The sequence below is a fragment of the Microbulbifer variabilis genome (assembly GCF_023716485.1).
Lineage (GTDB): Bacteria > Pseudomonadota > Gammaproteobacteria > Pseudomonadales > Cellvibrionaceae > Microbulbifer > Microbulbifer variabilis_B.
Genome location: NZ_CP092418.1, coordinates 2,838,331 through 2,859,438 on the forward strand (window position 1 = coordinate 2,838,331; position 21,108 = coordinate 2,859,438).

The 21,108-nt window shown below is 46.5% G+C and carries 26 protein-coding genes; 6 read left to right on the forward strand and 20 right to left on the reverse strand.

Annotated elements, in window-relative coordinates; all coding sequences use genetic code 11:
• Positions 1-175: 175 nt before the first annotated feature.
• From MJO52_RS12665 to MJO52_RS12675, 3 genes are all read right to left on the reverse strand, one after another.
• On the reverse strand, positions 176-418 hold the full coding sequence (locus MJO52_RS12665) for a LexA family protein (protein WP_252082019.1): 243 nt from the start codon (positions 416-418) through the stop codon (positions 176-178).
• 99 nt (positions 419-517) lie between these two features.
• Positions 518-715 carry a hypothetical protein gene (locus MJO52_RS12670; RefSeq protein WP_252082020.1) on the reverse strand — a complete coding sequence of 66 codons (198 nt, stop codon included), beginning with the start codon at positions 713-715 and terminating at the stop codon, positions 518-520.
• A 295-nt stretch (positions 716-1,010) separates the two neighbouring features.
• The gene (locus MJO52_RS12675; RefSeq protein WP_252082021.1) at positions 1,011-1,712 is read right to left on the reverse strand and encodes a hypothetical protein; all 702 of its coding nucleotides are present in this window, start codon (positions 1,710-1,712) and stop codon (positions 1,011-1,013) included.
• A gap of 441 nt (positions 1,713-2,153) precedes the next feature.
• On the opposite strand from MJO52_RS12675, the gene MJO52_RS12680 reads away from it, so the two are divergent.
• Together MJO52_RS12680 and MJO52_RS12685 are read left to right on the forward strand one after the other, a co-directional pair.
• Entirely contained in the window at positions 2,154-2,705 is a 552-nt protein-coding gene (locus MJO52_RS12680) for a DNA-processing protein DprA (protein ID WP_252082022.1), read from the forward strand.
• Positions 2,706-3,114: 409 nt separating this feature from the next.
• Positions 3,115-3,471, forward strand: a complete 357-nt coding sequence (locus tag MJO52_RS12685) for a hypothetical protein (protein WP_252082023.1) — start codon at positions 3,115-3,117, stop codon at positions 3,469-3,471.
• Between the two features lie 273 nt (positions 3,472-3,744).
• On the opposite strand, the gene MJO52_RS12690 is transcribed toward MJO52_RS12685, so the two are convergent.
• The 14 genes from MJO52_RS12690 to MJO52_RS12750 form a co-directional block, all read right to left on the reverse strand.
• Positions 3,745-4,191: a GmrSD restriction endonuclease domain-containing protein gene (locus MJO52_RS12690; protein WP_252082024.1), complete on the reverse strand. Its 447-nt coding sequence runs from the start codon at positions 4,189-4,191 to the stop codon at positions 3,745-3,747.
• A 150-nt stretch (positions 4,192-4,341) separates the two neighbouring features.
• Positions 4,342-5,226, reverse strand: a complete 885-nt coding sequence (locus MJO52_RS12695) for a DUF2971 domain-containing protein (RefSeq protein WP_252082025.1) — start codon at positions 5,224-5,226, stop codon at positions 4,342-4,344.
• Between the two features lie 137 nt (positions 5,227-5,363).
• Positions 5,364-5,729, reverse strand: coding sequence for a hypothetical protein (locus MJO52_RS12700; RefSeq protein WP_252082026.1), 366 nt, complete (start codon positions 5,727-5,729; stop codon positions 5,364-5,366).
• Between the two features lie 102 nt (positions 5,730-5,831).
• Positions 5,832-6,380, reverse strand: a complete 549-nt coding sequence (locus tag MJO52_RS12705; protein ID WP_252082027.1) for a hypothetical protein — start codon at positions 6,378-6,380, stop codon at positions 5,832-5,834.
• A gap of 580 nt (positions 6,381-6,960) precedes the next feature.
• Positions 6,961-9,144 (reverse strand): hypothetical protein, encoded by a 2,184-nt coding sequence (locus MJO52_RS12710; RefSeq protein WP_252082028.1) that lies wholly within the window; start codon positions 9,142-9,144, stop codon positions 6,961-6,963.
• On the reverse strand, positions 9,145-9,843 hold the full coding sequence (locus tag MJO52_RS12715) for a hypothetical protein (protein WP_252082029.1): 699 nt from the start codon (positions 9,841-9,843) through the stop codon (positions 9,145-9,147).
• Between the two features lie 93 nt (positions 9,844-9,936).
• Entirely contained in the window at positions 9,937-10,173 is a 237-nt protein-coding gene (locus MJO52_RS12720) for a hypothetical protein (protein WP_252082030.1), read from the reverse strand.
• A 32-nt stretch (positions 10,174-10,205) separates the two neighbouring features.
• The gene (locus tag MJO52_RS12725; protein WP_252082031.1) at positions 10,206-11,132 is read right to left on the reverse strand and encodes a hypothetical protein; all 927 of its coding nucleotides are present in this window, start codon (positions 11,130-11,132) and stop codon (positions 10,206-10,208) included.
• Between the two features lie 10 nt (positions 11,133-11,142).
• A complete protein-coding gene (locus MJO52_RS12730) occupies positions 11,143-11,694 on the reverse strand; it encodes a hypothetical protein (RefSeq protein WP_252082032.1) in 552 nt (183 codons plus the stop codon).
• 848 nt (positions 11,695-12,542) lie between these two features.
• Positions 12,543-12,932 (reverse strand): hypothetical protein, encoded by a 390-nt coding sequence (locus MJO52_RS12735; protein WP_252082033.1) that lies wholly within the window; start codon positions 12,930-12,932, stop codon positions 12,543-12,545.
• Positions 12,933-13,268: 336 nt separating this feature from the next.
• Positions 13,269-13,523: a hypothetical protein gene (locus MJO52_RS12740; RefSeq protein WP_252082034.1), complete on the reverse strand. Its 255-nt coding sequence runs from the start codon at positions 13,521-13,523 to the stop codon at positions 13,269-13,271.
• The gene (locus MJO52_RS21300; RefSeq protein WP_286036964.1) at positions 13,520-13,651 is read right to left on the reverse strand and encodes a hypothetical protein; all 132 of its coding nucleotides are present in this window, start codon (positions 13,649-13,651) and stop codon (positions 13,520-13,522) included. Before MJO52_RS21300 ends, MJO52_RS12740 begins: the two co-directional genes overlap by 4 nt.
• Positions 13,652-13,666: 15 nt before the next feature.
• Entirely contained in the window at positions 13,667-14,593 is a 927-nt protein-coding gene (locus MJO52_RS12745; RefSeq protein WP_252082035.1) for a hypothetical protein, read from the reverse strand.
• Between the two features lie 45 nt (positions 14,594-14,638).
• Positions 14,639-15,010: a hypothetical protein gene (locus MJO52_RS12750; RefSeq protein ID WP_252082036.1), complete on the reverse strand. Its 372-nt coding sequence runs from the start codon at positions 15,008-15,010 to the stop codon at positions 14,639-14,641.
• 226 nt (positions 15,011-15,236) lie between these two features.
• Here MJO52_RS12750 and MJO52_RS12755 point away from each other — a divergent pair, with 226 nt between their 5' ends.
• From MJO52_RS12755 to MJO52_RS12765, 4 genes are all read left to right on the forward strand, one after another.
• Positions 15,237-15,548, forward strand: coding sequence for a hypothetical protein (locus MJO52_RS12755; protein WP_252082037.1), 312 nt, complete (start codon positions 15,237-15,239; stop codon positions 15,546-15,548).
• A gap of 60 nt (positions 15,549-15,608) precedes the next feature.
• Positions 15,609-15,737 (forward strand): hypothetical protein, encoded by a 129-nt coding sequence (locus MJO52_RS21305; protein ID WP_286036965.1) that lies wholly within the window; start codon positions 15,609-15,611, stop codon positions 15,735-15,737.
• Between the two features lie 1,042 nt (positions 15,738-16,779).
• Positions 16,780-17,676, forward strand: a complete 897-nt coding sequence (locus MJO52_RS12760) for a hypothetical protein (protein WP_252082038.1) — start codon at positions 16,780-16,782, stop codon at positions 17,674-17,676.
• Between the two features lie 689 nt (positions 17,677-18,365).
• A complete protein-coding gene (locus MJO52_RS12765; RefSeq protein ID WP_286036966.1) occupies positions 18,366-18,707 on the forward strand; it encodes a helix-turn-helix domain-containing protein in 342 nt (113 codons plus the stop codon).
• Between the two features lie 77 nt (positions 18,708-18,784).
• Here the strand turns inward: MJO52_RS12765 and MJO52_RS12770 are convergent, their stop codons facing one another.
• From MJO52_RS12770 to MJO52_RS12780, 3 genes are all read right to left on the reverse strand, one after another.
• Entirely contained in the window at positions 18,785-19,195 is a 411-nt protein-coding gene (locus MJO52_RS12770) for a hypothetical protein (RefSeq protein WP_252082040.1), read from the reverse strand.
• Positions 19,196-19,574: 379 nt separating this feature from the next.
• Positions 19,575-20,081 carry an HNH endonuclease family protein gene (locus tag MJO52_RS12775; RefSeq protein ID WP_252082041.1) on the reverse strand — a complete coding sequence of 169 codons (507 nt, stop codon included), beginning with the start codon at positions 20,079-20,081 and terminating at the stop codon, positions 19,575-19,577.
• Between the two features lie 107 nt (positions 20,082-20,188).
• The gene (locus MJO52_RS12780; protein ID WP_252082042.1) at positions 20,189-21,058 is read right to left on the reverse strand and encodes a hypothetical protein; all 870 of its coding nucleotides are present in this window, start codon (positions 21,056-21,058) and stop codon (positions 20,189-20,191) included.
• Positions 21,059-21,108 lie beyond the last annotated feature (50 nt).

Sequence of the window (21,108 nt, forward strand, 5' to 3'; positions counted from 1 at the left end):
CAACTCCCATCTTCGGAAGTAACGGAGCCAAAATACTGTTAACTCAATTCTGGCCTTATCTTGGTTATTGCGCCCCTTTACCGCTCGTAGTTACATACCAACAACTTGATCAGCTTCCTCCGACCCTCCTTCGTTCACGGGTTCTGGATTCTCTCGATAATTTGACTTCATATTCCTAGCAAAGGAGGACATACGGGGCCAGGATACTGAATCTCCTGCTCTCTCCGGGAATGATAAGAATGTCCCGGTCGAAGATTCCCACCCCTTGCATAGAGTCGCCATTGGCACGAGCCATGAACGTCGTCGGGCCGCTGGTTATTAAATGATCATCTAGACTGAGGGCTTCTTCTTTGTAGTCGTCTGCCGGTGAGGGGAAGCCGCAGCTGACGCCGCTGCCGTATAGAGGGGTAAGTTTCACCGTAATGCTAGATACTGCTTATACATACAGTGTCGAGAGGCTGGGAGCCGTCAGGCAAGGGGGCGCATGACCACAGCGCCACCTCTTGACCTTGCCTGACTACTTTAATAATTCTCTAAGCTGTTCTTGCTTCTCATTAAGAGTGTTTAGCTCATCAACCAGGGTGTTGGTTGCTGCATCTAGGTTGTTTATCTGCACCTTTAGCATATCCCTTATTTTCGGGTCGGTAGTGTCTGCGGTCATCTCAATAGTGTTCAAGCAAGCGCGTATCTCGGCTTCAACATCTATAAATGTCATGGTCTAACTCCTTCTTTCCGGCGACACAGGAGCAATTTACCAAAATACTGTGTAAACATACAGAATAAAAAAAAAGAATGAATTCGGCGCCTATTCCGTTCCGTACTGGAAGTAAGGGTATGCATGAAACATGGGTGCTGAATGAGAAACTGGAGGATACTCCCGGGAGAGTGCTTGAAGGTGTACCTCACTCACCCAAAAAGACTGGTTGCTAGGCTGATTCGTTCTCACAAAAGGTCAGCCCAGCACACAACACTCTTTTGACTAGAGTGAAATTATCATAGCCTTGTGTAATCTAGTTCTTATTGCAGCGTTCACATGGCCGATTAGAATCGCCCTGAGTTCTAATATAGCCCAGGTTTACCGCCGCAGTATAAGTACCATCTGATAGGACGGCATCAATTTCATAGAGATCATCGCCACCAGGGACTGATATATTCCCGGTGACAGTACCACTTAAGCCATTGATAGTGACTCCTCCAGCGCTACCAGTTGTCCCATAGAAATCAGACCTCCAGCGGAATACGATTGCCATAGACTTGTTTTCTTTGGCAAACTTGGAATACTCATCTACGGTATAACTTATTTTTGCTGTTCTATTAGATGAACTAAAAGAAAGCAAACTCATTTTAGGTTTATTTTGAACCGAAACGTCATTACAAATTGTTTTGGCTGACAAAGGATCTTTAACTGTCACCCAGTGTGGTCCTCTGGTCGTAAATGTAATGGACTCTTTGGCTCTCCATTTAAAATCCTGATAATTATACTCATCCCATCCCATAAATCCGGTAGAGGTTGAGAAGGTTGCCTTTTTCCCGCTGTAATCAACATGCCGGGTATCATGATAAAAAGTTGTCGGTACACCCACAGCTGGATATTCGCTTCCCTTAGGATAGCTGCTTGGATCATACCCACTTGTAGAACACGTTGCAGAAAATACAGCCGAGGAAATTGTTAACCCTAATACCGCAGAGGTTATTTTAATTATTTTATTCATCAATAAATCCATTTAACACTTTAAAACAGAGTGCGAAGAATACACAGACAAACAAAAAAGTAAAACTTTTTTTAGACCAAAGAAACCCTTCCTTTCAAAAGGTTTTTCAGCCTTTTGTACACTAGTACAAAAACATCAATAAGATCACTACAACGAAAAGCAACTCGAAAAACTTTAGCAACTCATGAAGTGATAGATAAGCCCGCCGATGATTCAACGCAAAAACAAAACGCACCAAACCAAGAAACTTAACCAAAATAAATCCAGTTTTTATGATTTAAATTTCCGCTGTATATTTACGATCAAATTTCACTAGGATGTAAAGTGTTACAAGGATTTTGGCATGTCCGTAGAATATCTTTTTGAGTACCATCCATATCGCGGGGGCAATAACCCTAAGCATCTAGTTTTAACGCTAGCTCTCTGCAAAACTGCTTCTTAATGGAAATAGTTGAGATTCAACGCGGAAATCCAGAGTATCCAGTCGGGCTGGAAGATACTCCCAATCCGTCGGCAACACTGTTTGCCCGCGGCAATGTCAGCCTACTAAATCGGCCAGGCGTTGCGATTGTTGGATCTCGAGACGCTTCTCCAAACGGCCTGGAGATTGCTCGAAGAATCGCAGGTTACATCACCACTAAGGGCAATGTTGTCATAAGCGGACTAGCCCTGGGGATTGATGCCGTAGCCCATGAGGGCGCCCTGGCAGCCGGGGGAGACACTATCCCTGTGCTTGCCCATGGCCTGCACACTGCAAACCCTCGGGCAAACTATAAGCTAGCAATGCGAATACTCGATACTGGAGGCCTCTGGGTATCCGAACACCCTGAAGACGTATCACCCCAAAGACACTTCTTTGTAGCAAGAAACAGGATTCAAGTTGGCCTGTCTCAATCTTCTGTCATCGTGGAGTCTGCGGCATCAAGCGGGACTATGAAACATGTAGATTTCTACCTGCAGGCCCCACCCCCTCTTTGCTGTTGCCCCTCATAACCCTGAGGATTCACTAGGCTAAACTGTCAGGGCCCAATGAAACTCATCAATGAAGGGAAGGCGACAGCCCTAAGAACTAAGTCAGACTACGATCTCCTAGAGCTGTAACTACCCTACTCTCCTAAGAGAGCCAGTTATTGGGCTGATTCCTCCTCCGAGAACTCCAGCCCATACTTCTCCACTATCGCCATAAAGCGCTGCCCATAAATTGTTCTAGCTATCTCTATCTAGGAATCTACTCACTATCACATCCAATTGGCACCATTGTGCCCATATATTACCGGTAGTACAGCAAAAACTATATCTTCATAACTTGAACTCAACACCTCCCGCAAAGGAAAATACTTAATGTTGTTTTAAATAAAAAACAAGACTTGATACAAGCTTTTAATCAAAAAAGGATTTATTGATGTTAAAAATAAAATTATTGGTAGCCGTAGTTTTATCTTCTGTCACTACAATGGCCAACAGCGCTACCTGCCCATCCCAACAACTGTCACACCACTTTGTTTTTCAGGGAGAGCTATATCAATGCACTGGAGTCATAAAGGAAACAACTTCAGGATTTAGATCCAGCACCTATAAAGTTGAGATTGATACCACCAACAGAACCGGAAAAGATTGTTGGCTTGGAGATGTTGAAGCAGCACATCATGAAGGTACAATAATTAATATAAGCAGAGGTTCGATTTGTAAGAGCTATTGCGACGTTAACGCCTACTGTAATGACAATGGCGAGTGGATAAACTTCAAATACTCTTGGTAAAAGCTATCAATAACCACAAACAACTTCACGATACCACTAATAATGAGGAGTATTTCAACAGGTTGAATGCTCCCACTTGATGAGCTTATTTTAAGAGAAGCAGCCTACACAATAAGGGGAGGCCGCTTCTCTAATAAATAGAGCAGATTATGAACGCCGAGATCTGACAATCGCCTACTCTCCCAAGAATGCCAACATTTGGGCTAACTCTTTCCGTTAGAACTTTAGCCCATACATCTCAACTATCGCCATAAAGCGCTTAACAAAGATGGCCTAGACTGGCTCATAGGGCGGCATCCACTCGTCCGGGCCTTTGTCACCCTTGCTTTGGATACGGCCGTCATCCACCAACCACAAGTTTTCAGGGTCTTCAGCAAACTGACGCTTCAGCTCTACAGTCCAACTGGCACCGCCGTGCTCGTGCGCCCATGAAAGTGGCACGATGTGCTCAACATCCAGGCCAGAGGCCAGTGTGTAAAAGTTGCCAGTGTATGGGTCCAGCCAGAGACCGGTGTCCACCGTGCACTGCTTTTCATTGGTGAAGGTTGCTGGAGCCAGGGAGAATTGAACTAGCAGCTCATGGCGGGTGCTCTGGCAATCTCGGCCAGTATCAGACCAGTCTGGAAGCCATTCGTGGCGGTCGTACTCGTTGGTATTGGCTTCAGCCTCGAAACAGCCAGATAGAGCAGCGGATAAGATAACTGGTAGGATAAGGCGCATGACGGCCCCCCAATTGTTTTAAGGGATCGTACAGGGGGTGGATGGGAGGAACAAATACAACAGATCACAGTTCAAGTGTAAATTACTTTCAATTTAATCAATGAACCACTACTAGTGACTCCACAATCTTTAGCACGCAGCGCCTACTGCTCAAGAATCCAAATGTGGGCTAAAAAACCAATCCTTTCCTGCATTCACCGCACTACTATAAGTGTTATTAATAGGGGCAGAAGCTTGAATGGAGAGGTCTCGGTAATTTAATCTAAATAGATTAGGATCAATGACTGCCTCTTGAACCTGAATACTTCCTGGGTTAATGACACCCAATTTAAATGCCTGGTTTAATTGATCTACTATTTCCTGCTTCCTAGAACCCGCTCGGCAACCAATCACAACTCTCTTGATAGCTTCCGGGGGAATTTGATAAAGCAAAATGCATGATTCATGATTGGGGTCACTCTCCTCACAGGATGCTAGGTTATGGAAATCAGCGTCTTCACGGCGCAAAAACATCCGATACTCTTCTTCATAACTCCACTCCTCTCCCTTAACCAGTAAAGATTTTATGCTAGATTGTCCTTGAGGAATCTTTGCACGCTGACTGGAATACGCAACGTCATGTATCCGCCCTAAAAGTTGATCCGTAGGTCTCACAACTTTTTTATAGGAATACCAATCTTGAAAAAATAGATGAGAAGAATCGAGCTCGATCATGAAGCCAGTATGATTCTCAGCATAGTGAGCCCACATCAAAAGATTTTGCTCACAGGACGCTAAACACAAGATCGCATATTCCGGATAAATTAAATTAGGTGATTCTGTAGCCGTCTGTAGATTTTGAATCAACTGCTGGAAAACACCCCCGTACTGAGCCTTCGGCTGCATCGACTGTGTGAGTTCCAGCATACTTTGGGCTGATGCCTGCCCTTCAAAGGGGTCATTAAACTGAGACGGCTGGGTAAATCTCAACTTTGGCTGCAAGAAAAACTCATACGATGCATTCCACGTCATATACTTATATAGAGAAACTGCCACTCAGCTAAGTTCCTAATCTGCATAAACTAAACATTATCACCCATAAATTAATCAATGCTGCAATTATTTTTTCTAAAGGAGAACCGAAATAACAAATTACAAACCCAATATATCTTGCCCTATGAAATTCAACCGAGCTATACCGCAGATTCAATCATATAGCTAACATCAAGCACCGCATCATTGAGATCGTCCATCCTGCGGCAGGTGGCGTCCTGCTCGAACACCTTGCCACCGAGCAAATTCAGGGCAAAGACCATATTATTCTCATCGCGATAACCACCATCTCTGGCTTCGTGTTCGTTAATAGCAATGATTGCTGCTAAGTTTGGGGTTGCTGAATTTTGGACCAAAAGCTCATGACGGGTGCTCGGGCAATCGCCGTCAGAGTCGGACCACTTCGGTAGCCACTCATGGCGGTCATAGTTGCGCTCCCCTTTAGCTTCGACTTCAAGGCAGCCAGCCAGGGCGGTAGATGGGAGAATAGGCAGTAAAAGGCGCATGACGATCCCTCCATTGTTCTGAGGGATCGTACATGAGATAAAATATTGGAACAAACACAGCTTATTTCGAGCGGTACACTCTATTATTCAAGCGTCTCTAGCCTACTTCAACCCAAAAGCCGTAACGACTAGCACGATAGCAACACCAATTACCACCCTGCCCCACCATGTGTCATGCCAAGGCGGATCATCATTCGTTGCATTCCTAACCATAATATCAATGGTGGAATTTTCTTTTAAAGTCTCCAGACCTGCTTCCTCACGCATCTCACGCAGAGCAATTTCCTTTTCGATTTGGTCTTTGAGCTCATAAAATTTCTGCTTCAAAATACGGTGGTCAAGTATAAATAACGCACACACACCAAAAATGACAAAAGGAGGAATAATCACTTTATAAAAAGCTAGAATATCTCTACCTTCGAATGGTATTGCCGGTATTATTTGCCAAAGTCGATTTATCGGCCTTGTTTCCGCGATAAGCCAACTAGTCCACATGTGTATGTTACGAGCGAAAGTGAAAAGACTGCCTTCAGTCCAAAAATAAATACCTTTAATTGCAATCATGCAAAAATAGATCACAACAAAGAAACCTATTACATACGAAAATATTGATCGTCTTTTGGCTTTTAAAATCTTATCAGTAAACTTCAAATCAGCCTCCTTGGGGGGGGGTAGATAAATATACAGTACAGTTAGCAAGCACCACTTATATACCACCAAACCTCGAAACCCTAAAAGGAAAAATTACTAAAAAGTTAAAAAATTACAACTTTTTATTAAACTGGCATATCTTTCAACCTGTCAACACCTAACAGCTTTTAACTCTTGAAGTTAAAAGTAAATTTTACATCGTCCTTCCAGAAGGTTTATAAATCTACTCTACCTGATGATTTCATCCAAACTATTTCTATCTAGCTAGTTTTGACCCCAAAGCATGCACCAACAATTTTGCAGATTCTGTTAGCAAACAATTCTATAACTGCGGGTATATACCATATAGCCTGCGGCCACTTATCAATGGCCAAGCGATTTGCCATCTCTACAACCAACACGGACTATTATCATTATCAGCATACACCGGCACGGGACTGTTGAACGTCTCTGGATGGAGTTTGCCAGCCATACTCTGACAGTTTCAAAACGGAGAGGTGTTTACCCGTATCGTTGGTGCGTATTCGCCTCGAAACAGCCTGGTAGAGCATCAGGCGGGTTAACTGACACTGGGGGGGAGTTATTTAATAGCCAAGACACCCTGATTGCGAGGCTCGTCATCCTCACTTAGCAGTAGCGCCGGTGATACTCCTGAGGGCGCCGGGGCGCCACCTAGTAATGCACCAAGTAAAGTAGCAGTGTCGCTGGACACGGTGAAATCACCTTCAGCCAAGCCGTTTTTTCTCAGGTCTCGCCAACGGCGGCTCTTGCTCACACTCTCGGCACCCTCGCGCATAAACGGCAGCCACTGGGTAATGATGCCTACCCGGTCAATCAGTGCACTCATCGGTCCGGCTAGATGGTACGCAGAGCCCGAAAAGTTCTTCTTGCGCACATCCTCCTGTAGTTTGCGCAGCTCGCCGGAAAACTTATTCCATCTACCCACCTCAGACTCATCGAACAAGGCCCGCAGATTGCTCTCATTGTTCTTGAGCTGGTCGGAGAGTCGATTGATATAGCTGCCCCTGGATAGCTGCAGGCTGCCATCCTCGGCCACCTTAAAAGCGGGGCCGAAAATATTCATAAAAGCGGACTGCCGCAGGGCTCCGAATTCCGGAGAGTCTTCACCGAATAGCCGCTTGAAGTCCTCAACGATGGCCGCTCCCTGCTTCTTGCCTGTGCCACCGATTATCTTGTTGACCACTTTCTCTGGAGTGCTTCGCCCGTTCACAACATCATTGACAATGCGAGTGCGAGCTGTGGGCTTACCATCCTTGTGAGTGCCTTTGACTATCTGCATGTACTCGCGATTAAGGCGGCGAGCTTCTTTAAGGGCGTCCAGCTGCTCGGGCGAGCCGAAAAACTTCCCATTCTCCACGGCCTCATCAAGCCAGCTGCCATATTGCCGACGCACTTGCCCAAGTAGTGCTTGGTCGGCAGAGCCGGGGGCGGAGGCCCGCTCAGCAGCAGAAATTCGACGGCGCAGGCTTTCGAAGTTATCCAAACTTTCCATCTTGTTGGTCGCGATTGTAAGGGCGCCCGGTAAACCGGAAGACTTTTCACCTCGCAGCGCTGCATGAAGCTTCTCAAACAACCCATATGCGTTGGGCGTCTCGGTCTTGCTGGCAAGTTTGATATCGCCATCAAATCCGCGATAGGCCGCTCCCAGCCCCTCTTGCATAACCGAGCCCTCGGCCATCATAGGGCCACGTTCTTTGGCAATATCGTCCACTCTGGTGTACGCGTCGGTTTTAGCCTGCTTGGCATTCTCTACCTTTGACAAAATGCCGTCATAGAGCATCCCCGCATTACTTGCGAGTGAGCTAGCCCCTTCAGTCGGCCCCAGGTCATCCATCTGATACGGCACCACCTTGCCCAGCTGGCGCTCGCGGAAATCAGTGAAACGATTAACTGTCTGCTCTGCATCGCTTCCGTAAACGCCGGCCGCAGCCTCATTCTGTTTGCGCCATAGGTCAAAGTTGCCAGTTTCAATCCCCTGCTGCTCGGCGCGGGTTTTTGGTACCCAATCCTCTGGCATATCGACATTTTCAAGGACTCCCACCAGAGCATCACTGGAGAAGTCAGCACCCTCATTCAGTTCTTCAACTACCCTTAAGACTGCCTCCTCCGACATCTGATGCGAGTCCACACCAAGTCGCGTCAGTTCCGTTTTTACATTCTCTGGCGTGGCCCTTTTTGCTTGGGTAGCGCCTTTACCGAGGCCAACGCCCAGCAGCTCCAAAATTGCCGTTGGTACAGAGGCGGCACCGGCAGCCAATGCTGGACTTCCTGTAGCGTTATAGGTCGCATCACCCAGGCTCTTTTCGGCATATTCCATAGCCCGGCCGGCAGGTTCGATAAAGTCAGAGAGAGTGTTTAGCTTGTCCCTACCTTCATCGGTGCGCGGCTCATAGGTGAGGAAGTCACGAGTCGCCTCCACTGCTTGGGCACCAGCTCCCGGCTCGGCCCAGGGGTTTAACGATTGGGCAATGCCCGCAAGCCCGGAAATAGGCTCGGCCAGAACGGATGACCCCACCGCGCCCAACACTTCAAATTCTCCAACGGAATTGTCCACAAACCGCTCAAAAGACCCTGGCTGGTTAATGCCCGCAGGGTCCGGCAGTGTGTAGCCAATCTTGCCGGCGAACTCCCCGAACTCCATATCACTGTAATATGACTGGTGCAGGCTGCGCGCCAAAGCTTCATCGCTCATATCTGAATATTCAGGATATTGCTTACGTATTTCCGCGATAGTTAAAGCCATTTATCGAATCTCCAATGGGTCTTTATTTGTGTTGGCGGCGTCAGCTACCGCCTCGGGGCCATCGCGCTCAATATCTTCGAAGTCGATACCAAGTTTCGCCCGAACAATTCGGTCAACCATTTCGAGTTTTGCCTTGCGGGCTTCTGGGTGGTCCTTCCGAGTTGGAATCATCTTTAGCAGTAGCTCTTGGTCTTTATCAGTGAAAACACCTTCACCAGCCTCACGGAATAGAGATTTGAGAATTGGGGCCATGGCCGATACTGCACCATCAGCCGTTTGCGCCCCTGAGGTCAATGCCGGGAGTGAACCTGCAAACGGATTGGTGGTAGTTCCATCCATTCCCTTAGACAGACCTTCCATTCCAGCCTGATACGCCTTGTAAGTTTTGGCGTTAAGCGCTGCAGTTTTTTCTGCCTCAGAATTATTCTTTAAATCAATCTCGCCTTTCTTGTTCTTTATGCGCTGGTCATAAATCTTCTGAAGCTGCTCATCAGAGAGGAGCTCTACGGGCGTGCTTCCGCCAGTTGTCGTCAGGAGCTGGTCACCGACCTTATGTACTTTGGGGTCAAATCGAACACCTAAGTCACGCACCTCGGTAGAGCCGTCAGGATTCTTAACCGCAATCCCATAATTACCATTAGCGAGCGCCAAAGGAGAGCCAACAGTCTCAGGAGTGGCCATTCCTTTCTGTTCTATCATTGCTCTCTTGAGATTTATTTCATCAATCCCAGAATTGAGCTTGGCGCCATGATTTTGCAGCGCTGTTAGTTGGTTGTTGTAACCGCGATAAGCCTACGACGGGTCGCCACCGTTAAGGCCCACACCTGCAGCGGTTAGCATGCGTCCAATCCGGGCCCACTTATTGCCCTTCAGCTTTTCCACTTCACTCTGGTTTTCAATTAGCTGCTGTTCGTATCGATCGATGGTGCTGGCAAAAGGGTTTGAGGAGTCGAAGGTGGGGGATTGTTGGGGTTCTATGAAATTCTGGTCGAGCGCCCCGATAGGCTCGCCCATGCTGAGTATTAGCATTTCTCTATCCTGTTGAATTTCAGTTGTGCGCTTTATCCCATGCCCTGCATGATTCCACCGATGCCGGCCAGAATTCCCCCGGCTCCGTTGCTGCCTCCCGCCTGGGTAGATTCATTGAGAACAATTGGAGAGCCAATCGAGCCCTGATAAAGCTGCAGTTTTTGCCAGGGTGCCATGGCTACCTGCTGCATATAGTTTTGCATCGTGTTTCCGCCCTGCCCCATCATGCTCACACCGCCCGCGCCCATGTTGTAGGCGTTGCCGAATCCGGTATTAAAGAGATTGCCAGCGGTGCCGAAGTTATTACTGGCCAGGGATGTGTTGAGATTATTGGTTGCCAGCTGAGCACCCTGATTTGCACTTGATTGGCCGGCCGCGACCTGCACGGCTTGGTTATGGGCATTGGAGCGTATACCTGCAGCAACATCTGCGGCCCTGTCGTCTGCGCCGCGCATGGCAATACCTTCAGCAACCCCTCGGCGCGTCGAGCCAGCATTGCCCGTAGAAACCGCCCCAGAGGCGATGCCCGGCAACTGGTTTTCGCTGAGGTTGCGGTATATGTCGCGAGTGCTGGCTGTAATTTGCGAATTTAAAACATCGTTATTAACCAGGGAGTTCACGGTGTTCATATCAACACCGTTTTGCATTGGGGCCTGGTAGCCGCCCCCGCTCATTACTTGAGTCAAATAATCTTGCATCACATTGGCGGTATTGCCGAAGCCGTTGGCCGCACCAGATACTTGGTTGGCATAACCATTGGCGGTGTTGCCAAACCCCATTGCAGCCTGGATGTATTGCTGCATTTCCGGGGTCAAGTCGGCGACTGGTGATTGACCAGAGTTATAGAGCCGCTGCCCTTCCCCCCAGATATCATTCAGGTAGCCTTTCTGGTCCTCATCCAGAAAACTCTGGCTTTTGGATTCGCCGCCACCACCCATAAGACCGTCTAAAAATCCCATGTTTCACCTGTTAAAAGAGGCTGAGAATGCCTTTAATTAATGGGTCTTCTTTCAATCCATCTTCAAACGCTTTGCCAGCGTTAGAGAAATCCAGAGAACCGATATTTGCCATTGACTCGACCATGCTGCCGGAACCCGGCACTGCATCATTGAGGTCGTCTTTCCAGCGGTAGGTGGCGTCCTGCTCGAACACCTTGCCGCCGAGTAAGTCCAGGGCGTAGCTCTTGTCATCCTCATCGCGATAGCCGCCATCACGGGCTTCGTGTTCATTTGCCGCAATGAGTACGGCCAGGGCAGCCCATGGACCAGCCGAAGCTATCCAGCTGGAGCCCCCTGCGGCACCACTGCCCGCGCCAGTGCTGGCGGTACCGCCTGCCGTGCTACCTGCACCAGATGCGCTACCGCCTGCGAATTTGTTGTACCAGCTCATGGCCTGCATTGGGTTAATGCTGGATTGCTGCTGAGCTTGTGTTTGTTGAATTAGAGAGGGTGCCGGGTTGTACTGGGTTTCCCAGTCGGGCATGTAGGGGTTGTATCCGTAGTTCATGTCTTTTAAATCCATTGAAAGCTCTACAACCAAATTAGAAGCTCAGATAAAATCCTGTAAGTCTCAGCGTAAAATCGGGAATATCTATGTACGTGTCAACCTTGCAAGGAATCCTCTTTTCTTTAGTCATTTTTATCTTAGGTCTATTTGTTTATAGGTTTTTAACTCCTTACCTCACTCAAAAAGGTAAGAACCTGGCAACTAAGGAGGACATAAAGGAAATCAAAACGATTCAGGAGTGAGTTGGCCTTGAGCATTCGCAAAAGCTGGAAGAGTTTAAATATACACACACAAGAGAATTAGAGAAGCTGAAGCAAGAGCACACGAAAGAGCTTGAAGAAATAAAAAATCAAAACTCGCTACTCTTAGAAAAATTTAAAAATCATAACTCTCTAAGACTTGCTGCAGCAGATAAGCGGCTTGAAATTCATGCAGAGGCCTGCCGTCATTTATATGAAATAGTCATAGACTTAGAAGACAAAACTTCTAAGAATCACGATCTAGCGGTCGATTTATCAATTTTTATTTGGAGCAACATCATCTATTTCGATGGAAAAATACATAGCCAATTAATTGACACATCTTTAATTCTAGTCAATGTATTTCATTACAAATGAAAAAGATAAGTATTAAACAATATGAAGAACTGCTCAAACAGGCTAAGGTATCAATCGGAGAGAGTTATTCGTCAATTCTAGTTTCTGTGGAGTTACCTCCAATGAAAATCATCGATCCTTCGAAAAATATAGTTAAAGCGGAACCCTCCTAACATTTCCAACCAAGAATCCCCGTTCATCCACTCGGAATCGCCATAGCCGCAATAGAGCTATGAACGGCTAGGCGATTCGATGGCAAAAGCCCTTCTACCCCTCTGGCAAGTCCCACTTAACAGACTTGGTCGCACCAATAACTTCTATACCTTTTTCTCCCATATAGTTTTTAAGGTTTAATTTAAGTGGAAATCTATTCATTTTTTTAGGGGGAGGACCATTCAAGCGTTTTCCTAATACTAAAATCTCATAATAAATCGGATTCGTTGGATATTGTCTTAGATCAAGTGAAGGCGCTATATCAGGGTCGTTTTTCCCCATTACAGTTAGCACGTATTCCCCGGTAAGGTCCTTAGCCACCTTGATTTTAGTGAAATCAATTAATTCTTGTTCCTCAGATTTATGTTCTGATTGGGCGATAGACTGACCAGCTTTACCAAACTTTTTAGGCGAAATATCCTCGCCACCTCTTGCCCTCACCATAAGCACCTCATGAATATAAAGGATTCCAGCTCAATCTTATGGGGCCAAGTCCTAGCAAGAGTCTAATGACCCCAAATATATGTCACGATTTCAGGCTAGACCAATTTGGCAGCGGCCTCCTCTCAAGAGGTAAATTTGCGCCAATGCTCTAATGGTGCGGCTATAATTAATCCCCACCTATTTAAGGCGATACCCAGGCAGTCTCTGAGAAGCTACTTATTCCTCAATCACCACACGCGGATTTAGCATGCGCTGGGTGCACTCCATACGCCAGGCTCCCTTATTGACCTTCGTGTTCTCAACACTCTTGGGCAACAGGTTTGATTCTCTCTAACCTCACAGCGCTTGCACCTGCACCCAGGAGGTGCCCTCCCAGATATCCAGATATACAAACCCTTCCCCTGTCCAGGGTCCCAGTCCGTGCCGTCGGCAGTCACCAGCAGGCCCGGCTGCGGGCGTCGCGGCGGCTCGCGATAGAGCGGTGCCAGCGCCTCCAGGTCGGTAAAGGAGCGCTGTATCTTGCTCCGCCTGTAAATACCGCCACAGCTCCTCAAGGTTTCTCGGCTGCGCCGGTCCCGGTATGTAACTCATCGGCCATCCACCGGAATCAGGTCCAGGTCCCAGCCGGTCAGCCACCAGAAGCCGGCATCTACAGATTGGATTTTAATGGCGAGATAGCGAGCCTTAAGCCGTACATCCACCTTGAGCCCTTCGGCCACGTCGAACTCCCGCGGCTAGCGCCAGTGCACATCACCCATAGCCGTTGAGGCCCCGCCTACGGTGATGCGAACTTTGCCTGTACCATGAATTTGCGGAACAATTTGTCGAATCAATTTCCACTGTTTCGTAGGCGCTTTCAGTAATTGGTCTAGGTCAATGCCAGTGCGCTCCAAGTATACCGACTGAGTTGTGCTCGCTGTGCTGAGGAAGTCGGCTTCCTGCAGGGTGTGGGCAACTCTGTCGCTGCTGAAGTAATACATCACCGGGTAGAAAGCGGTATCAGCAAACTCACCCCAGCTCTGGGTGAGGTCCGCCCAGCTCTGCGTCAGCTCCTCCCAGGTCACAATTTCACCCTGCTTTGGTGCAAAGACTGCACAAGCGACGCCCGGTACATCTACAAACGTGAAGGTATTATCCAGCCAGTTGTAAACCATGGCCCGGTTAGCATTACCCGCACCTGTAGTGTAATAGGTCCATACTTCTTTGGTTTTATGGTTGGCTACGTAACGCACCTTGGTGCGGTCACCCACCTCATTGTAAAAAGTTTTATTCGCTCTCCGATGCGCTACCGGTCGAGTACTGGAACCATCATGTACAAAAATTTCAGTAGAACCAATTACAAAGTGAAACTTGTCGAACGCGGCAACAGCATCCCGGCAAAGAATGCCTTGGTCGAGTAGTTTGTCGAAGGCGAATACATATTGCCCGCCGACAAACTGCATCAGATAGGTGGCTTCCTGAGAGTAGATAATATTGGCCCCACCCAGAGGCAGACAATCAACTAGCTCACTTGCCCCAGAGTCCACCGGGTTAGCACCAGCAAGGCCGGACAGGTCCACCACATCCCAAGTCCAGGGTACTTGGCCTGGCTCAACCTCAGTAGACCAGCGCACAGTGTTCGGATAACTGACCCCACCCTCAGTAATACCCAAGGCCACCATGAAATTTTTGTAACCGCGCAGCAATTTAGCTCGTAGATTGGATGGTCAGTTAGGCAGCGCTTTAAATTCCGTATCCGCCGGCTCACGAATCTGCGGCACATCTACACCATTATTGAATATCACGCTTTCGCCCCACACCAGCGATTGCCAGTTTTCTGACGAAGAATATCCGTTAGAAAAATCTGCGCTGTTGGTGCGGTTAACAAAGGTTTCATTCTCGCGAATGTACAGCTCTGTTTGCGAGGCATAGGCCAGTTGCGGCACCCCATCGGAAATCCAGCCGACACCCAATACGGGGGCTTCTGCCAGGGCCTCTAGTATTTTCGGCGATGGCACCGTGCCGCGCCATTGGAAATCGGACGTTTTTGCCGGCCGAGAATTCGTTGACAGGTAGCTCAAATAGAGGAGTATCAACATTAATGCCACGCTCACCCAGTTGTCGGATAGGATAGAAAGTCATTAGGTATCCTCATCGCCACTCAACTCAGCCAGTAAGTTAGCAATATCCTCACTGGTGATTTCAGAAGTTTTTATTATCCAAGCAAGCGCATAATATGGCAGGCGCACGTCAACATAATGCGTGTGGGATCCACTATCGCCAATATCGTGGCTATGTACCTGACCACACCCTGCGATTTAATGGATGCTGACCGCCCATCTTTATCGCTGGGGAAAGGCCCGTGAATTCGTGTCGATCGGCGACCCAACTAAGGCGATGAATCCTCTCAAGGAAAAACAGGGTGGGCGTTATGTCGAAGATTCCGAATATTTAGCCTTTTACACCTGGCTTGAATCCAGGGGCCACACCGCACACGCCGCTGTCATGGAAATCTCATATCTCTGCGGCGCTCGACAGCAAGATGTTCTCGCATTAAAACGACAGGACATTACAGAGGAAGGTTTATTAATTTGCCAACAGAAGACCGGCAAGAAGCAGCTGAAGCTCTGGACGTAGAGATTACAGGACGCGGTTGAGCTGGCACTTAAAAGCAACACCAGCTCCAGGTCACAAAGTATGTATCTGATTCGTGGCCGAATTGGGCAACGCTACACCCGAGATGGATTTAATAGCACCTGGAGCCGCGAACAGAAAGCTGCCAATGAGGCCGGCGCCTACCCTCTCGCTTCCGGTTTCATGATTTAAAGATTAAAGGCATCTCAGATTTCGAAGGCGACAAGCAGGAGTTCAGCGGGCATAAGACTCGCAGCATGATGGAGCGCTACAACCACACCGCCGATAAAGTTGTTTCTCTTAATAAGGCGAGGATTAAAGGAAAGGAAGACACGCCAAAAGACACTGGATGAATGTCCAATCGGAGGGGCTGAAAAAATCGATTGTGGTAAAAATTACCCCTTCGAATTACCCCTCAAAGGCCCAAAACGAAAAAACCCCGCACTAGGCGAGGTTTTAAGTCCTTGATAAACAAGGAAGAATCTGGGGTGGCCGACGGGGATCGAACCCGCGACCTCAGGAGCCACAATCAAACCTAAAACCATATAATAATCATGAACTTACACGACATTGGATGTAAATATTTGTTAGTATGAACTACGCTATACACACCATGACTGTTGAGCTGCACAGCCTTTTTACACATGGGTAAGCTGTCCGTTTAGCCAGTAATATGATTGAGCTCAATACCTATTTGTACCCATGTCACCACCAATTATCCCCCCTTTCGCATCGGGAGTGATCATAGTTATCTCTTGCAGGCATAGCCTGCCCCTTTTTTTACCAAATACTCACAGGCTAACCACTATTAAGTGCCACAAGGCCATATCATCACTACCACCCAATTCAACGGACCATATGGACTGCGCCCCACTTGTTGTTCAAATGTTTATCTGAGACAGAAGGCATAGACCCCACCTACTTTACCGTTGTGAAAAAAAGAAGTTTCAAATACAGCAACACATAAGGCAGCCCTATAAGCTCATGACTGTCAATCTTGTCGAGAATCGATACCTGAGAAAAGATCATATTGTTGTTCTTTTCCTCTCCGCTTAAGACGAGCCTTAGTTATTTTAGGTGTATCAAAAATTTTCAACTTACTTGTTTTGCATTAAAACAATTAGTTGAGACATATTTTCAATATAAAATAGCAATCGAGAAATAGTTCACGATGATCATCATGTAAATGTTATGCACTAATACATGACGTGCAACAACCACAAAACATGCTCTTATGACCACCACTTGTAGCTACCCACTTTTTGAAAATTGTTTTTTTGCATGCTTCACCGATACAGAAGCCGGTAGTTTTTTGAGGTCCACCAATACTTTAGTAGCTACATTGACACCCACCGCACCTTGGCTGGCGCACACTCACATCAATACAAAATTCACACCTCACAAAAATAGAACTTCAACCTCACATCAAGAAATAAAAAAAATTTTCAATAAGGTGCATATTTACAATTCACCACGCAACAACCCACAACTGAAAAACAAAAAGGATGATAACTTTATGCCAAGCCAATTTAACTTCAACGCTTCGGACCCAGTAGTTATAAACACACTAACAGAGGAGGAGATAAACGAAGTATCAACATGGCAAAATGACTACCCTGAATTTAAATTTGAGTTTCACACCATGCACGAGGCAGGGTGGCCATGCTACCTTAGAGAGCCAAATGGTCCAAATCGAGGGCTACCAAAAGTCAACCTTAAAGATTACTGTGGCCAACTCTTGCAAGGAGAGAGTGTAAGAAGCCAAGAATGCTCCTCTGAGTTTATGAGGGTAATTAGTGGAAACCTAGAGTCATTCCAAAAGCTAGCCAAAGAGTACTATGAAGGAAAGGAAGTCAATATTGAACTTAAAAAATTTTGGTATGTAAAATACAAATGTGCATACTCTAAAAAGGCCCCTCTTATTATTATTCAACTTCCTACCAGGGGGCAGGCCATAGCCGAAATTTTTTGGCTAAATATGCAAAACTGGGCAAAAAAACCAGAATGCGTCTTACATAAACACACCAGCTGCATGCTCCCGGCGATTCTTGAGTCATTTGATAAAGACGAAACAAAAGAGTTTAATTATACATATAGATACAAAGACAACGGCGAAATAGAGGAAATTTAATCATCAACAAAATAAACTCAGGCGACGTCATAGGCGCCGCCTAAATTTAGCGTTAAGCCCCAATGAAATATGAATAGAGAAATATTTAGAGACAACGATAATTAAGCTCTAGTCGTGCTATTTAAATTTCAGCCGATCATTTTGAAATAAAAATTGACCCTTCCTACAATTTCACTGTTGCACTCCAAATAACTTCCCATTCATCTCAAATGAGCGCATCCGAGTTAAAGAAATCCTCTGTAGATTTGGAACAAGGAAATATGTCTTGCTTAGGAGTAAAGACGATTACCATTAAGAAAAATCTTTCCCCTGTACAATACAGAGAAGTTCGTTTAGTCGATCGTGTACTTGTAATTGGTTTTCATATTGTTTCTGCAACTTGAATATGAGGCCGGTACCACTCACGCACCGACTCTACAAAGCAGTCAGGCAGGCTCTTCAATTGCAGGTCTTCCCCCTGGGATCATTTACTCAGAAGCGCAGATAACACCTTCAAACACGAACCCTACCTCCTCGCCAATAAGCTGCACGGGCCAGCCGATTCGGACAATCCGCCACCCATTCCAGGCCGGCACATAGATTATTGACGCGGTGAAGTTGTTGAACATGAGCGGTCATTAGCAATGCAAAATGCGGTTTTATTTCGAAAATCGAAAATTTGTTATAACGGGAGTACCTGATACGGCTAGATGTTTGAGGCCGGAACACTGGGCGAACGCCTGCGCAACGCACGGAAATTGAAGAGGATGACGATTGCACAGTTGGCCAACCAGCTGGAGCTGGCGCCATCTCAAGTTTCGAAAATGGAAACAGGCAAACAGAAGATAGCGGGGGAGCTGCTGCCGGCCTGGCGTGAGGCGGTGGGGATTACGTTGGCCGAGGTGTACGGGGCCGAGAACCGGCACCACTTTGTGCAGGTTCCCTTTCCGCCGCTAATAGCTCGACTGTATGCAAAATTGCCACAGGAGTTTCGCCGGCATATTCACCGGGTGATTGAGAGTAGTTACCAGCTTTGGAAGAATCGGCCGTAAATTCAGTGGTTGAAGTTTACTTACCCCAGACTGCCCAATATAGGACAACCTAGACAAGTTCAATGAAGCTTGAAACTTTAAAAATATACACAAACTCCACTAACCATTTCACCCCAAGCTCCTTTGTAGAAAAAAGGCTTTTTATCTCCGCTCACATATTCACTAATCTCCAAATAATCAACAGTAAAATGCGGCTTATAGATTGTAACTGCCTTAAAACCATTTTCTTGTGGCAAATAATTGTAAACCGTTGGCATTTGCCCTGACATTGTATTTACAAATCCACCGCCAGTAATTTGGCCGGTTTGCCGATTGACGATAAACTCCTTATCTCTCTTCCCTTTAGCTACATTACTCACTCGACTTAATGTGCCATCCTTTTCCAGTGTCACCGAGTCAATTACCTTACATTTAAAATCTTTGTAAGCTTGAGCCATTGGAGCGACAAAGAACAACGCCACAAGAATTAATACACTTTTCATGTTCATCAGAAGTTGCTATCAAAATTTCTACGCATTGAATTCAGGCCGCTTAAATTTGTTTACCTTTATTGAGTGGCTCTCTGCTTTCAGTACGCCTAGCTCTCAGAGTGCCCTCAAGGGATATAAGCCTCATGCACACAGCAATTAGGCCTAGAGTAATAGGTAATGTACCTGATGGAACTTTATTAATCAGTGGCAAAGGGTCACTAAATTCATGAGCTACGAGAAAGAACAAGCAAACTCCAAGAGCGGCATTAGATAACGTTCCAAATGTTTTAGACATTTGATCGTATTAACTTAACTCATCTTTCATATCATTTCTTTCTTGCTATTGAGGAGGACTAATATCGATCAAGGGTACCTCAAAACTAGAGCACTAACTAAATCACATCAGTCCATATTTTTGCGCGACTGCTTTAAACTGTCTCGTATAAATAGCGCGGGCGGGCTGATAGGGCGGCAACCATTCATCGGGGCCTTTATCGCCCTTGCTTTGGTTGTGTCCATCATCTACTAGCCAGAGGTTGGCCGGGTCTTCGGCGAAGGCACGGCGCTGTTCGCGGGTCCAGTTGGCGCCACCGTGCTTATGGGCCCAAGAAAGTGGAACAATATGTTCAACATCCAAGTCCGAAGCCTTTTGGAAAAACTGACCGATATAGGGATCCATCCATAAGCCTGACACCACGGTGTAAGCCCTCTCATTGCTAAAGGTCACTGGAGCCAGAGAGAGACGAATCAGCAACTCCTGGCGAGTATTCTGGCAGTCGCCATCGGCATCAGACCAGCGGGGAAGCCATTGCTGGCGGTCGTAGGCTTGGAGTTCGGCTTCGTAGCAGCCAATTAAAGCGGCTGCTACAGCAAGTAAGGAAAAAATACAACAGTGTTTTAACATCGAAAGGTGGTCTAACACCCAACACTTATTTTGGTGGCTGGGCTATATATGATTAGAACGAGACAGCTGGGACACAAGGGCACCCCAGCCTGCCGAAAGCTTAACGTTTAGTCTGCACTTTTAGTGAAATGCAGACTGTCTTTCACCCGAACACCGGTACTTGGGTCAGTGACATACCAGGTTAGCTCATAATCTCCGGCCTCAAACCAAGCAGGAATATTTAGATAATTTCTAGTGTAGTCCTTCGCCTCAGAATAATTTAGCACCACATCCCGTGACTTATGGATGGGATAATTATCCCCGTTGGGAAATTTAAGTACACTCCACTGTTCGAGTGTCACCAAAGATTGCGTAGAATCTAAATTACGAATACTTGCATCATAATTGACTCTCCCTCCGTAAGAAGGAACTGAAAACTCGGCAGGTTCGTCAAGTGCAATTGTTAACTGAGTATCAGAGATATCACCTTCAACTTGCAATCTAAGGCCCGATAACTCTACATAGCCACCGGACACAGTGAAATTAATCTCACCTTTTCTGTCAAGAAGATTCTTTGGCAATATATTATTGCCATCCATACAATAATTGAAATCTTGCAACTGCCTAATGGGATTAGGATTTTCTGGAGTTGGGAGAATAATGGGATAAAATAAAGGTACCGAAATCCATTGACTAACTACAGGCGGGTAACCTGGGAATTCATTTTCTACTATGAAACCTGCATAGTCCGCATCTCCACCATTAACTTCAGCTTGGATACAAAGCCTTTCAATACTATTGAATTGAAAGCCAATGTCTAACTTCACCTCATGAGTAACTCCATCCTCCATCATGAAAGGATACGGTTCACTCAGGTGTACTGGGGCACTGATCATGTCTGCCTGTACGGATGCCGATGCGCAGATTAAAGTAAAGCCAGCGATAGATTTTCTCAACACAGTATTGTGCAGAGGTTGATTTATAGTCAGCTTTTTCAAAATAACAACTCACTCAAATATATTATGAAGTATAACAATTCTTCCAAATA